The sequence below is a fragment of the Undibacterium sp. Di27W genome (assembly GCF_049340345.1).
In the GTDB taxonomy this organism is placed as follows: domain Bacteria; phylum Pseudomonadota; class Gammaproteobacteria; order Burkholderiales; family Burkholderiaceae_D; genus Undibacterium.
In genome coordinates this window covers 1-14,633 of the sequence record NZ_JBMPOS010000002.1, presented here as the reverse complement: position 1 = coordinate 14,633, position 14,633 = coordinate 1, and the positions used below count along the sequence as shown (strand labels likewise).

11 protein-coding genes are annotated in these 14,633 nt (G+C 50.2%); 6 read left to right on the top strand and 5 right to left on the bottom strand.

Annotated elements, in window-relative coordinates:
• Nucleotides 1–137: 137 nt before the first annotated feature.
• Nucleotides 138–1,049, top strand: a complete 912-nt coding sequence (gene nhaR / locus ACO0LF_RS04840; protein WP_423012488.1) for a transcriptional activator NhaR — start codon at nt 138–140, stop codon at nt 1,047–1,049.
• A gap of 107 nt (nt 1,050–1,156) precedes the next feature.
• On the opposite strand, the gene ACO0LF_RS04835 is transcribed toward nhaR, so the two are convergent.
• The 4 genes from ACO0LF_RS04835 to def all read right to left on the bottom strand — a co-directional run bounded on the left by ACO0LF_RS04835 (nt 1,157) and on the right by def (nt 4,105).
• The gene (locus ACO0LF_RS04835) at nt 1,157–1,729 is read right to left on the bottom strand and encodes a FlgO family outer membrane protein (protein WP_422999361.1); all 573 of its coding nucleotides are present in this window, start codon (nt 1,727–1,729) and stop codon (nt 1,157–1,159) included.
• Entirely contained in the window at nt 1,729–2,406 is a 678-nt protein-coding gene (locus ACO0LF_RS04830) for a hypothetical protein (protein ID WP_422999359.1), read from the bottom strand. The genes ACO0LF_RS04835 and ACO0LF_RS04830 overlap by 1 nt, the downstream gene beginning before the upstream one ends.
• Nucleotides 2,407–2,624: 218 nt before the next feature.
• Nucleotides 2,625–3,581, bottom strand: a complete 957-nt coding sequence (gene fmt, locus ACO0LF_RS04825; RefSeq protein WP_423012486.1) for a methionyl-tRNA formyltransferase — start codon at nt 3,579–3,581, stop codon at nt 2,625–2,627.
• The gene (def, locus tag ACO0LF_RS04820) at nt 3,581–4,105 is read right to left on the bottom strand and encodes a peptide deformylase (protein WP_423012484.1); all 525 of its coding nucleotides are present in this window, start codon (nt 4,103–4,105) and stop codon (nt 3,581–3,583) included. Before def ends, fmt begins: the two co-directional genes overlap by 1 nt.
• Before the next feature lie 161 nt (nt 4,106–4,266).
• Between def and ACO0LF_RS04815 the strand changes: the two genes are divergently transcribed.
• The 5 genes from ACO0LF_RS04815 to ACO0LF_RS04795 all read left to right on the top strand — a co-directional run bounded on the left by ACO0LF_RS04815 (nt 4,267) and on the right by ACO0LF_RS04795 (nt 12,643).
• Nucleotides 4,267–5,364, top strand: coding sequence for a LysM peptidoglycan-binding domain-containing protein (locus tag ACO0LF_RS04815; RefSeq protein WP_423012482.1), 1,098 nt, complete (start codon nt 4,267–4,269; stop codon nt 5,362–5,364).
• Nucleotides 5,365–5,385: 21 nt separating this feature from the next.
• On the top strand, nt 5,386–6,483 hold the full coding sequence (gene dprA / locus ACO0LF_RS04810) for a DNA-processing protein DprA (protein ID WP_423012480.1): 1,098 nt from the start codon (nt 5,386–5,388) through the stop codon (nt 6,481–6,483).
• Nucleotides 6,484–6,546: 63 nt separating this feature from the next.
• Nucleotides 6,547–7,011 carry a DUF494 family protein gene (locus tag ACO0LF_RS04805; RefSeq protein WP_423012478.1) on the top strand — a complete coding sequence of 155 codons (465 nt, stop codon included), beginning with the start codon at nt 6,547–6,549 and terminating at the stop codon, nt 7,009–7,011.
• A gap of 167 nt (nt 7,012–7,178) precedes the next feature.
• A complete protein-coding gene (locus ACO0LF_RS04800; protein ID WP_423012476.1) occupies nt 7,179–9,773 on the top strand; it encodes a DNA topoisomerase III in 2,595 nt (864 codons plus the stop codon).
• Nucleotides 9,774–9,895: 122 nt separating this feature from the next.
• Nucleotides 9,896–12,643, top strand: a complete 2,748-nt coding sequence (locus ACO0LF_RS04795; RefSeq protein ID WP_423012474.1) for a DUF1631 family protein — start codon at nt 9,896–9,898, stop codon at nt 12,641–12,643.
• 41 nt (nt 12,644–12,684) lie between these two features.
• On the opposite strand, the gene ACO0LF_RS04790 is transcribed toward ACO0LF_RS04795, so the two are convergent.
• Nucleotides 12,685–13,605 (bottom strand): cation diffusion facilitator family transporter, encoded by a 921-nt coding sequence (locus tag ACO0LF_RS04790; RefSeq protein ID WP_423012472.1) that lies wholly within the window; start codon nt 13,603–13,605, stop codon nt 12,685–12,687.
• Nucleotides 13,606–14,633 lie beyond the last annotated feature (1,028 nt).

Here is a 14,633-nt window from a genome sequence, read left to right as displayed (position 1 = left end):
TGCATGACTGCAAAATGGCTTCACCTTCTCAACAGAAGGTAGAGCTAGTGTAGGTCTTAAGGATAAACAAGAAAAGTCGAATATAATTGAATATATATTCGTAAAAACCGATGTATTGTTAAAGCAAGCAAACTCATATGCCGCATCTCAACTACAAGCATTTGCATTATTTTTGGATGGTAGCCAAGGCTGGTAGCATTGCTCGCGCTAGTGAGCAATTACATCTGACGCCACAAACCATCAGCGGGCAATTAAGCCTGTTTGAAGAAATTCAGGGCGAGGAATTGTTTCGCAAGAATGGGCGTAATCTGGAATTGACTGAGGCTGGCCGTCTGGTATTAAGTTATGCGGATGATATTTTTGCCTTGGGGCAAGAACTGGAAGAAGTCTTGCATCATAGGCCGACTGCACGCACCGTGCAGTTAAGAGTGGGGGTATTTGATGCCTTACCCAAGACCCTGGCATATCGCTTGCTGGAACCAGCACTGAAGTTGCCGCAGACCTTGCGTATCAATTGCCGTGAGGGCAAGCTGGAAGTCTTGCTGGCGGACCTGGCAACCCATAAGCTTGATGTTGTCATATCAGACAGTCCCATGCCTGTCAGCGCCAATGTGCGTGGATATAGCCATCAACTGGGGGAATGCGGGATCAGTTTCTTCGCCACCAATGCTTTGCTGCAGCAATATCCTCAGTCCTTCCCTCAAAGCCTGGACGGCGCACCTTTTTTATTGCCTGGTGAAGATGCCGCTTTGCGTGCCCGCTTATTACAATGGTTCGACCATCAGGGCCTGCATCCGCGTATTGCCGGTGAGTTTGATGATAGCGCGCTCATGAGCGCTTTTGGCCAGGCTGGGGCAGGTTTTTTTGCCGCACCTACGGTGATCGCAGACATGGTGATGCGCCAGTATGATGTGCAATTACTGGGGCAGACAGATGAAATCAAAGAGCAGTTTTATGCCATCTCGGTACAGCGCAAGCTGACACATCCGGCAGTATTGGCTATCAGCCAGGCGGCACGCAGTGATTTGTTTGCCATGGAAGATAAGTAATGCCTGTCACTACAGCCTGCATTTGATAACAGGCAAAAAAAAACGACAGCCTGAGCTGTCGTTTTCTTGCCGTAACAATGAGCGCAAGCTCATTCACTACTTGATAATTATCGACGTCCCAACAGGGATTTGGCATTCTTATCCATGGGAATCGCGTAATCAACCGAGCTGATGACGGTATTGTCGCTAGGTCTGACCAGCTTCAAGTTGACGAACACCAGTTTGTCACTCTCGGCATAGGTGCCAACGATAACCGCCTGGGCACTATGATTTTGCGCGACATCCTTGATTTCACGTGTCAGCAGCAATTCACCTACATTTTGCTTCATGAACACTTTATCGCGGAATTTCATTTCCACCATCTTGTAGTTTTGACGGGTGAACTGACCTGAAATTTGTTCAGCGATAATGCGACCAAAGGTCGAAGACTCTTCGAGGAAGTTGATATTGGCCAAGGTGGCAATAATCAAAGGACGGGAAGGGTCTAGTTTCAAGCCTGCATTGCTGATCAAGAGTGCTGCTGCACGTTGATTCGCCGGGATGAATTCATTGGCTTCCGCATCTTTCCACGTAGGCACAGGGGATGCTGCCGCTGGTGGCGGTGTGTTGCCCAGGCCCAGATTGGCACAGGCACTGAGTGCGATGGCAGAAGCAATTACGAGAGCTGCGCTTTTCATCATTATTGGCCCCCAACAACACGGAAGTTAAAATCGGTGTCTTTATTGTAAAGTGTCCAATCCCAGTCCGAGATATAGTAAGCATCGGTGCGACGGGCGATAAATTGTGAGTTTTTCACCAAAGATGTCGTCACGATCAACTCGTGCTGAGGCGTACGGCCTCTTGCATATTCCTGATTGATCCAGCTGGTGTAGTCATAAGCACCAGTCAGGGCGAATACTCCCAGGACGGCATCTGTCTTGACCGGGATACCCAGGCCATGCACTGCAGCAATACCAGCACCGATAGCGGTGACGCTGGTGAAGCGCTTGTTTTGATGACGATCATAGGAGAAGCGTACCAGCTGAGTTTCTATACTGACGACTTGTGAAGTGCCGTCATTGATTTTCCTGACAACTACGCCCTGATTGACCAGGGAAGTAATGATCTGGGTATAGAAAGCCTGTGTGAACTGGCTATCTTTTTCTGGTGGCATGACGTAAACCGGGGCGCCTATCTTGTCGGTTCCGAGTTTGATTTGCTCTGCTACATCTTTCGCGATGACGAGCCAGTGCGACGCTGCTTGCAGTTTATTTTGCGTAGTCGTCGGAAAATTGCCTGCTAAAGGCGTTTCACTGTATGGAGTAGTACAACCTGCCAACAGCGTTGCTGCCAGGGCAATGGGAAGAAATTTCTTCATGAGCTCACCTTTTTTTAGGTCTTAGTCAGAGTTTTTGTTATCGAAAACGAAAATGGCAATAATTCAGTGTAAGAGAATACAACAAGTAGCGGCGAGCAACAAAGATTTTGCTTGCAGCCAGGCATTAAATGGATTATTTCCGCACTTATAACACCGTGAAGCAACTTTACAAGAGAAAGTTGTAGTTTTTTTGCTTCATCGCTTTCTGTTTTTTCTTGTTAACTGAAAAATTCTCCCTCGTTGAAAGCAAAGCCCTGTAGGAAATCTGTCGCTGAAAGTCGTTTACCGCCGGGTTTTTGCAATTCGGTCAAGCTGAGCGAGCCTTGGCCACAGGCAACAATAACACCTTGTTCCAGATTTGCCGATAGTATTTGCCCAGGTTTATAGTTACCAGTTGTTTCAAGCAGCTTTGCACCCCAGATTTTAATGGTGGTGCCAGCATATTGCGCATGGGTAGCGGGGAAGGGGTTGAAGGCCCGTATTTTTCTTGCCAGGACCTCGGCTGGCAAGCGGAAGTCCAGGCCAGCTTCATCCTTGCTGATTTTGGATGCATAGTTGACGCCAGCTTCTGGCTGGACTGTCGCAGGCAAATCAGCGTTCTGTAAGCGTTGTAAAGCTGCAACAATCATTTCGCCACCCAGTGCGGCTAACTTGTCATGCAAACTGCCGGTGGTATCGCGATCAGTGATGGCCACGCTTTGCTTGAGCAACATAGGGCCAGTATCGAGACCCTCTTCCATTTGCATGATGGTGATACCGGTTTCTGTATCGCCTGCTTCTATCGCCCGGTGTATCGGGGCCGCGCCACGCCAGCGTGGCAGCAAAGAGCCATGTATATTCAAACAACCCAGGCGCGGAATATTCAAGATAGACAGCGGCAAGATCAGACCATAGGCCGCCACCACCATGACATCATGCGCTGTGTTATTGAGTAAATCGTGCGCTTCTCTGGCGACCTCAGGATATTTACCATCCAGACGTAAAGACTGAGGCTGGGCTACTGTGATGCCATGTTGCAATGCAAATTGTTTGACGGCAGAGGCGTGTAATTGCATGCCGCGTCCTGCCGGGCGGTCTGGCTGGGTCAATACCAGGGGGACTTCAAAGCCTGCTGCATGGATGGCTTGCAGAGCGGTAGCAGCAAATTCCGGAGTGCCGGCGAAGATAACGCGCATTAACGTTCAGCCCGTCTGCGTTGTTCTTCGCGTTCTTCTTTCAGCATCTTGGTTTTGATGCGGTTACGCTTCATGGGGGACAGGTATTCTACGAATACCTTGCCCTTGAGGTGGTCCATTTCATGTTGTATGCACACGGCCAGCAAGTCAGTTGCATGGATTTCAAAGGCTTTGCCGTCGGCGTCCAGGGCACGGACCTTGACTTCAGCCGGACGTTCCACCCCGTCATAAATGCCGGGTACGGACAAGCAGCCCTCGTCATACACTTTACGTTCTTCACTCTCCCAGAGTATCTCCGGGTTGATGAAAACTTGTAACTGGTCATTGGTTTCTGAGACATCAATGACCACCAGTTGCTCGTGGACATCAACCTGTGAAGCAGCCAGACCGACGCCGGGTGCGTCGTACATGGTGGCTGCCATATCGGCCACCAGGGTTTTCAGGCGTTCATCAAATTGTGTTACCGGTTTTGCCACTTTATGGAGGCGCGCATCGGGATAGCGCAGTATATTTAGTATCGTCATAAGACATTTCACAACAAGCATTAAGGCTTATTGCGCAGTTTTTCTTGCTAGTTCAAGGATTTATGGGCAGAATTTGATTCAATTTGGCAAGTTTTGCAAGTTCGCGCCTGCCTGCGCGCCTTCACTTGCGGTATTGCAGTATTTTGCATCGGATATTATTCATGAAAAAGTTTAGCACAATCGCTTCCATCTTCGCTGTCAGTCTTCCCCTGATTTCTTCAGGCGCGCTCGCTGCTGGTGGACAGGCCACCACCGCACAGGCGCAAGTAGTTGCCAGTAAAACCAAGTGCGACTTCTTACCGGAAGCACCAGACAAGCATGTTGTTGTCAAAGGAGATACGCTTTGGGGTATTGCCAGCATGTTCCTGAAAAACCCATGGTGCTGGCCAGTAGTGTGGGGCATGAATCAAGAAGATATCAAGAACCCGCACTGGATTTATCCTGGTCAGATCGTCTATTTTGATCGCGTCAATGGTCGTTTGCGCCTTGGCAACCCCGGCGGCATACCTACCGTCAAATTGAACCCGCATTCACGAGTGCAGGGTTTGGGGGTGAATGCCATTCCCTCTATCCCGGCATCGGTGATAGAACCTTTCCTGTCTCAGCCTTTGATTCTGGAAGACAATGACCTGGCCGTTGCGCCCAGGATTATTGCTACTAAAGAAGGCAGGGTGCATCTGGGGCTGAATGAACAAGCTTATGTTCGTGGTGAGCTCGAAGGCGGTACTTCCTTCCAGGTGTTCCGTCCTGGCACGCCTTTACGTGATCCGGAAACCAAGGCCATCATTGCTTACGAGGCAGTCTTCCTGGGTACAGTCAAGCTTGAGCGCGAAGGCACGGACGAAAGCGATGTGCATACGTTCAATGTTGTCAGGACCAAAGAAGAAATGGCCGTTGGCGACAGGTTAATGCCCATACCACCTTCACCTATCCTGAGCTATGTACCACACCCGCCAGCCGATGAAGTAGATGCTCGTGTAGTGTCAGTCTATGGCGGCGTGGCATCTGCTGGCCAAAATCAGATCGTGACCATCAACCGTGGCAAGAATGATGGCTTGAATTTGGGAACAGTATTGACTTTGTATAACTATGGCAGAGTGATACAGGATAAAACCGACGCTAATCGTTCAGTCAAGTTGCCAGATGAGCCTATCGGTGAGTTGTTTATTTTCCGTGTTTTCAGCAATATCTCTTACGGCCTCATCATGCAAGTCAAGGACATCGTCAAGGTCGGTGACGCGGCGAGATCGCCGAGATAAGTTATTGACGACCGCAAGCGCGTGGAATTGTCGACGGATTTAATCGCCTGGCTGAGGCTGGAGCAAACGCCAGGCGTGGGCAATGAAACGGCACGCCGTTTGTTATCCGTATTCGGCTTGCCTGAGCAAATTTTTGCGGCCAGTCATGCCGCCTTATGTGAAGTCGTCACTCCCAGGCTGGCCAATGCCTTATTGGCCATGCCAGCTGATTTCCAGCAGCAAGTAGATAAAACCCTGGCCTGGCAAGAACAGCCGGGCAATTTAATCCTGACTTTGGCGGATGCTGCTTATCCGCGCTCCTTGCTGGAAATTCCTGATCCACCCCTGATGCTGTATATCAAAGGCCGCCTCAGCTTGCTCGATGCTGCCACGGTGGCCGTGGTCGGCAGCAGGAATGCAACGGTACAGGGTGTGCGCAATGCCGAACAATTTTCCGAGGCGCTGAGCCTTGCAGGTCTGTGCATCAGTTCTGGTCAGGCGGCAGGCATCGATACTGCAGCCCATCAAGGTGCCTTGCGTGGCCCAGGTTCCACGATTGCTGTCATAGGCACGGGTGCCGATATCGTTTATCCGGCGCGTAACCGTCATCTGGCCCACCAGATCGCTGAAGCTGGCTGTATCGTTAGCGAGTATTCGCTGGGAACACCAGCGTTGGCACCTAATTTTCCGCGCCGTAACCGCATCATTTCTGGATTGGCCAAAGGTGTCCTGGTGGTGGAAGCGGCAGCGCAGTCAGGTTCCCTGATCACGGCACGGATGGCGGCGGAACAGGGCAGGGAAGTGTTTGCCATCCCCGGCTCCATCCATTCCCCTTTGTCCAAAGGTTGCCATCAATTGATACGCCAGGGTGCCAAACTAGTGGAGTCTGCTCAAGATATATTGGAAGAGTTGCAATTGCAGAAACACTCTCCCCAGATAAAGACGCAGCAAGAATCTGAGTCTGTTGAGGTCTCAGAGTCGTCGCTCTTGAAAGAAATCAGTTTTGATCCTGTACACATGGATATGCTGGCGAGCCGCACTGGCATAGGCATTGCCAGCCTGACGACAGAGTTATTGACGCTGGAACTGGGCGGACAACTGGAGTCTTTGCCAGGCGGTTATTATCGCAGACTTGCCTGATTGTTAATATATGGCAAGTCCTGGGGGCTTGTTTGAAATCGCTGCAAAGGCTACAGTAGCAGCATGTTTGATATTCTTGTTTACCTCTACGAAACTTATTACCGTCCGGACGCCTGTCCAGACACGGCAGCCTTGACTAAAAAATTGTCGGCAGTCGGTTTCCCCGAGGATGAAATTACCGAAGCCCTGGACTGGCTGACAGGTTTGGCGGTTAATACTGCCGAGCCGGTAGCGGCTGTCCCCATGTCCCAGGGTTTCAGGATTTACGCAGAGCAGGAAATTGCCGCCCTGGGTACACCAGCCCTGGGCTTCATACAATTTCTGGAGTCTGCCGGTTTATTGAATGCCAATCAGCGCGAAATCGTGATTGAAAGAGCATTAGTTGTCAATGAATCACCCCTGCCCCTGGATAAACTGCGCATTATTGTCTTGATGATGCTATGGAGCCAGGGTGCCGAGCCTGATATGCTCATGTTTGATGAATTATTGTTGTCAGATGACGACAGCACGGGCAGGCTTTTGCATTAATCATTTCCTAAATGGAATTTTTATGACAAAAATCGCGCATAGATTGCGGTTTTTCGTCTATCGCGTTTATCATTCCCCGCAAATTTAGGTTAGTCTTACGCTTATTTTGCGAAATGTTGCCTATTAGACATTGGCGACCACGCTTTACCCTATTCGAGAACCCCGAAATGACAAAAACGCTCATCATTGCCGAAAAACCCTCAGTCGCTAATGACATAGCGAAAGCGCTGGGTGGCTTCACCAAGCATGATGATTATTTTGAATCTGACAACTATGTATTATCGTCTGCAGTAGGCCATTTGCTGGAAATCACGGTTCCTGAAGAATACGATGTGAAACGCGGCAAATGGAGTTTCACCCATTTGCCGATGATACCGCCGCATTTTGCCCTGAACCCGATTGCCAAGACCGAGTCACGCCTGAAGGTGTTGAATAAACTGATCAAGCGCAAGGATGTCACCGGCCTGATTAACGCATGTGACGCGGGCCGCGAAGGTGAGTTGATTTTCCGTCTGATTGCCCAGCACGCCAAAGCCAAGCAACCGGTCAGCCGCTTGTGGCTGCAATCCATGACGACCGGTGCGATACGCGATGGCTTCCAGAAATTGCGTAGCGATACAGAAATGATGCCCCTGGCCGATGCAGCACGTTGCCGTTCTGAGGCTGACTGGCTGATTGGTATCAATGGTACACGCGCCATGACTGCCTTCAATTCCAAAGAAGGTGGTTTTTACCTGACCACGGTAGGCCGTGTGCAAACGCCTACCCTGTCTATCGTGGTTGAGCGTGAAGAAAAGATCAAGAAATTCGTTTCCCGTGATTATTGGGAAGTGAAGGCAGAATTTGTTTGCGCCGCCGGTATTTATGAAGGCCGCTGGCAAGATCATCAGTTCAAAAAAGATGAACACGATCCTGAGAAAAAGGCTGAGCGCCTGTGGAGCAAGGCAGCAGCCGAATCCATCGTGGCCGCTTGCCGTAATCGCCAGGGCAATGTGACTGAAGAATCCAAACCAGCCACGCAAATCGCGCCGCCCCTGTTTGACTTAACCAGTTTGCAGCGCGAGGCCAATGCCCGTTTCGGTTTTTCTGCCAAAAATACCCTGGGTCTGGCCCAGGCTCTGTATGAAAAACACAAAGTTCTGACTTATCCGCGTACCGACTCTCGTCATTTACCGGAAGATTATCTGCCTACGGTGAAAGAGACTCTGAGTACTATCTCGGAGACTAATAATTATCACCAGTTTGCTTCGCAAATCCTGAAAAACAACTGGCTCAAGCCGAACAAGCGTATTTTTGATAATACCAAGATCAGTGATCACTTTGCCATCATCCCGACTGGACTGGCACCAAAGAATTTATCTGAGCCTGAGCAAAAACTGTATGACTTGGTGACACGCCGCTTTCTGGCAGTGTTTTTCCCGTCAGCAGAGTTCCAGGTGACGACCCGTATTACTGAAGTATCCGGCCATCAGTTCAAGACTGAAGGCAAGGTCATGACCAGCGCGGGCTGGCTGGCGATTTATGGCAAGGATGCGCTGGAAGAAAAAGATGGCGAAAGCAAAGGCACCCTGGTTGCCGTTGCCAAAGGTGAGAAAGTCCAGACTGAGCAAATTACCGCCAATGCCCTGGTCACCAAACCACCTGCGCGATACAGCGAGGCGACCCTGTTGTCTGCCATGGAAGGTGCTGGCAAACTGGTCGATGACGGTGACCTGCGTGAAGCCATGGCAGGCAAGGGTCTGGGCACACCAGCTACCCGTGCTGCCATCATCGAGGGTTTGCTGAACGAGAAATACCTGTTGCGCGAAGGCCGTGAAATGATGCCTACCGCCAAAGCCTTCCAGTTGATGACTTTGTTGCGCGGTCTGGGGGTCGATGAATTGACCTCGCCAGAACTGACGGGCGAGTGGGAATACAAGCTTTCACAAATGGAAAAAGGCAAGATCAGCCGCGAAGAATTCATGCGCGAAATTGCCCAGATGACCCAGATCATTGTCAAACGCGCCAAAGAATACAATAATGACACTATACCTGGTGACTATGCGACCTTGCATACACCTTGCCCACATTGTGGCGGTGTCGTTAAAGAGAATTACCGTAGATTTGCCTGTACCAAGTGTGAATTCTCCATGAGCAAAACACCAGGTAGCCGTCAGTTTGAAGTCGCTGAAGTGGAAGAATTGCTGGCCAAACGTGAAATCGGCCCCTTGCAGGGTTTCCGTTCCAAGATGGGACGGCCATTTGCCGCCATCCTGAAGATCGTGCCAGACACTGAACACAATAACCTGAAGCTGGAATTTGACTTTGGCCAGAATCAGGATGAAGGCGAAGATGGCGAAGCCGTCGATTTTTCAGAACAAACTTCACTCGGACCTTGTCCCAAGTGTGGCAGTGGCGTGTATGAAATGGGCCTGGCCTATGTCTGCGAAAAAACCATGGCCAAACCCAAGGCTTGTGATTTCCGCAGTGGTCGCATCATCCTGCAACAAGAAATCCTGCCTGAGCAAATGGGTAAATTGTTGAATGATGGCAAAACTGACCTGTTGCCTGGCTTTATCTCGCAACGCACCCGTCGCCCGTTCAAGGCTTTCCTGGTGCGTGGCAAGGATGGCAAGGTGAGCTTTGAATTTGAAGAACGCAAGGCAAAAGCTCCTGCTGCTGCAAAATCGAAAGCGAAAGCCGAACCTGAGGAAGAAACCAAAGCTACTGCAAAGGCTGCGCCTGCTAAAAAGACCGTGGTCAGGAAAAAGAAGGCTGCCTGATCGGGTTTTTGATGCAAATTAGCAAAGAACAGCAGCAGGGAGGAGGTATAACACCACTTTTCCTGCAAGCTGTGTCATTTTCGCGTATTGTTAAAGGATGAATTTCTAGATATAGGGTACACATGGTCGCAAACGAGTCCTTATCCAGTGCTCGCGCTGAATTTACTCATGCATTTAATCATGCAGTACCCGGCATTCTGCCTGTGGCCATGGAAGCATTGCTGACCAAGGCGAATTACAATGGCAATTCATCGGCAGAAAAAAGCCGCATTGTTGCCGCGCGTGCCCTCTTGCCAGAAAAATGGGATGCCATATCCCGTGCCATGCCAGTGCATCTGGTGCAGTTACTGGACCGCAGTATTAGCACTGCTTACAGTACATTCAGACCTGCCTCGACCCTGACAAAGGCAAGCGAACTTAGCTTGCTGGATTCATCTACCTTTGAGACCACTTTGCGTTTCAATGAGATGACGCAAAATTTCCGCGACAAGGCCGGGCAAGCTTTGCTGGATTTAAATATACGCATTGCCATTCTGTTCGGACAAGACGATATACGCGAAAGGGAAAACCCTTTCCGGCCTTATCTGCTGGCGCGTTGCGTGTTCCTGGCCGTAGAAGAGCAGCGATTGCAGGCCGAAACAGAAGCCATCCTCATCGAACAATTGGGCGAGACCCTGGCTGGCAGCATGCCTGCCATTTACCAGGAAGCCAATGTAGCGCTGGAAAAACAGGGCATCAGCGCCCATCTTTCACTCAAGATCAGCAAGGCACCAGAATCGCAAACACCCCGCAATCAGGCCACTACTCCTCAGGGTGGTTCTGGCGGGCAAGGCGGGCAAGGCTCTCAGGGGTATTCCACTATGCAGGCTGGAGTTTTCCCCGGTGGGCAAGCTGGGGGGCAAGGCCAGGTGCAGGGCGGGGCATTTCCTGCTGCACAACAAACCACCATGGCCAGCCCTGGAGTACGTCTGGAGCAATTATTCCAGACTGTGCGCGGCAAGCCATTGAGCCTGCCACCTGCCACACCAGTACTGGCGCAAGCATCTGGCAATATGCCAGCGCCAGCCATGTCTTATCCCGGCATGCCATCACCTGCAGCTGCTCCAGCCAGTGCCGGCCCAGCCTGGCTGAGCAGTGCCAGTGCGCTGGGTGGCGTATTAAGACAGGCCTTTGGTGAAACTGCCACTGCTGCCAGCCCACAAAGAGATAAGCATGTAGAAGGCAGCATCCCTTTTACCGCCAGGGAGAGTGCTCCTGCGCCAACGGGCATCACAGGCAATCAAGTCAATACTGGCCAGTTTGCGCATACCGGTCTGCCAAGTTCAGTAGGCAAGAGTAGTGCCGATTTGATACAAGTGCCAGCGGCGCTGGTTGCTTCGCATTTGCAGAATATAGAAAACCAGTTGAAACAAAGGGCAGAAGCCCAGCAGTTACCTCCAGAAATGAGCATGGGCCTGGCCAAAGTGCTGGGTCAAATGCACAAAGTCATGGTGCCGGACAGTGCTTCCATGAAAGACGAGCAAGGCGAAATCCGTAATCTGATACGTGAACACAAAGACGCTCTGTATAGCCTCGCCACAGATACTGACGAGCAAATGTGCATAGATCTGGTCGCCATGTTGTTTGAAGTCATGCTCTGTGACGAGCTGGTGCCATTCAAGACGCGCATAGACCTGGGGCGTTTGCAATTCCTGATACTCCAACTGGCCTTGAAAGATAAAAATCTGCTCAGCGACGGCAAACACCCGGCTCGTCTCTTGTTGAACCGGATTTGCTCTATCTCTTATAGCGCCGAGCAAATCGGCGATGTGGAAAATCATGTATCAGAAGAGATAGCCCGCATTATCAAGACCCTCATGCGGCATGATAGCGAAGTGCCAGAATTGTTTTCGCGCATACAAAACAGGTTTGAAACCTTTATAGCCCGTGAATTGCGCACCAATGACCAACACATACGCCGTACCGTGAAAGCCATGGATGAAGCTGAGATACGCTTCATGCGCTTTGCCTGTATCGCTGTGGCCATCAATAAGGCCATGCCTAAAGTGCATGTGGAAGCCTCTTTCCGCAGCTTCCTCAGGAAAGATTGGGTCAGGGCGATAGAAGTGGCAGAAAGAACAGATGCCATACTCGCCCGCCGTTATCGCCTGCTGGTGCCGGACTTGCTCTGGAGTGTCTTTCCCAAGACTGAAAACGAGGATAGAACCCTGTTGTCATCCATGTTGCCCGGCATGGTAGGGACTTTGCGCCATGGTATGGATTTGATGGAATTAGACAAGACCAGGCAACAGAAACTCTTGAACTGGTTGGCAGAAGCCCATTCCACAGCCCTGCGGCCGACGGCAGATAGCAAAAAGCTGCAAGGACTGAGCTTGCCTGCCATGCATGAAAGATTTGAGCAATTTACCAATCAGGCTGACACCATAGAACATTCCGAAATTCATCACTATGAATTTGCCAGGGAGCATTATCAACTTGCGGTATTGGCTGAACTGGGTTTGCCAGCCAGGATGCTGGATAAAGAAGTGCGCAAACCGCTAACCGCTACAGAGAGCCCGATTCACACTGAAACAAAGGCGGCACCAGAACTCAATCCCGCCTATCTTGAACGCATAGTCTGCGGTGCGCTGGTTGATATCAAGGCTGAGCAAATCAAAGCCCGGGCTTGTCTGCGCTGGGTAGACCCTAACTTGCAACATGTGGTGCTGAGCATCAAGGGAGAAGAATACCCCTCCGTACTCAGCATGCGTGTACTCAATGAACTGCTGGACTTTGGCAAGTTGCGTTTCATAGAAGACGAGCCCTTGTTTGAGCGCGCCATCCACACCCTGCTCAAGTCCGCCGATGAAGTCGACAATGTCAGGGTTTAAAAAGTATCCTGACAGATGAGCCAACTTATCGGCATACTTTCTTAATCATCAGTCGTATCAATATCCGGTTCAAAGAAACACCATTTCGCCTGTGGCCAATTGATCTGTATGCCATCCTCGACTTCATTGATGGCGGCAATCAAGGCCTGGTCAGACCCCTGCGGACGCATTTTCGCCTGTACCGCTATCATTAACTGCTCGCCCCACTGCAAAGTAATCAGATTGATGACGTGCTCGACTTGCGGATGACCTTCGATATGCGCACGTATCGCCTCATTGACTTCCGGCGCTGCAGATTCACCAGTGATCATGGCCTTGACTTCGCGGATGACAAAAAATGCGACCGCCATCAGCAGACAGCCCACGATGATGGAACCTATTGCATCCCAGACCGGGTTACCTGTCACTACCGACAACACCACGGCAACAAAAGCCACCGCCAGACCTGCCAGGGCAGCGATATCCTCACCCGCCACCACCATTAATTCAGATTGACGGGTTTCGCGGAACCAGCGAAAGAAAGACTTGCCTCCGGCTATCTTGCGTATCTCCTGCATCGCTCCATACAAGGAAAAAGCTTCCAGGGCGACAGAAATACCCAGTACCAGCAGCGCCACCATAGGGTTCTTTAAAGGCTCAGGATGTTTCAGACGTTCGACACCTTCCATGACAGAAAAAGCACCGCCCAGGAAAAACAGCAACAGGGCCACCATCATGGCCCAGAAATAAACCACTCTTCCATAGCCCATAGGATGAGACGCATCAGGCGCACGCTTGGCTTCCTTTAAACCTATCAGCAAAAAGATTTGATTAATACAATCAGCAGTGGAATGGATGGCTTCTGCCAGCATGGCACCGGAAGCAGTAAAAATGGCAGCGCCAAATTTGGCCAAAGCGATACCACCATTGGCACCCAGCGCATAAAAAATCGCCTTGGTAGAACCTTCTGAATTCGCAGACATGGAAATAATGGAAAGTGAGAAAAACCTAACCTTACTTGATTTCTCTGCAAATAATCAAATGGATACTCTATATAGGAGCAGGTGTTAGGTCGTATAGAAAGCTGTCACACTCAAAAGTGCTTAAGCAACTTGCATGTAGCATAGTGAAATGCCGGGGTGGGCATGGCGTTGTGATGGGTTTCAATCGATAAACGAAAAATACTATTAATATAGTCGCCCTCAAATTCGTCGCTCCTGCGCAGGCAGGAGCCCAGTGTCGTCTGTTGATAATCCGTGCGGCAAGCTACTGCATCATGCGACACATACCCGAGACAGTAGGGTGCGCCACGCGCACCATCCCAGCCCTCATATATACAGAACAAAAAGCCAAAGGGTGCGCGCAGCGCACCCTCTAGTTTTTGCTTTTGCTTTTCTTTATGTGCCTTTCAACAAACAGAGTAAATAATTACCGATAAAGCCTTGCGGACAAGGCGAGTAGTTTGCTATAGTTCGCCTCCCGCTGAAAGGCGGGCGAGAAGAGAAGTAAAAGTAGCCAGGCCCGAGAAATGAGCGATTGAACAAATTGCGGAATAAACGGGCAGCTGTGAACACCGAACAACAGTTTTATATGCTCGAAAGAGCGAAATAAAACGAAGTGAAATCAAGGTGTTGACAGCAAAAGCGAAATGCTCCATAATCTCGTTTCTCTGCTGCTGACGCACACAACGCTGCGACGCAAAGCTGGATGAATAAGTAGTCCGGTTGAGCAGAAAAGAATACGGTTCTTTAACAATTAACAGTCAATAAATGTGGGCACTTGGTGAAGCGCACCATTCGATCTAGGTTGAATGGAATGCTTAAATAATATAGCAAGTGTTCACAAGAAATAACAAAGCAAGACGGTGATTTAGAAATAAGTCACTGAACTGTCAGTATTTTGAGTGAGCGACATGTCACGTATGTGACATAGACAAGAAATTGTCGAAAAACAGAGATTAAACTGAAGAGTTTGATCCTGGCTCAGATTGAACGCTGGCGGCATGCCTTAC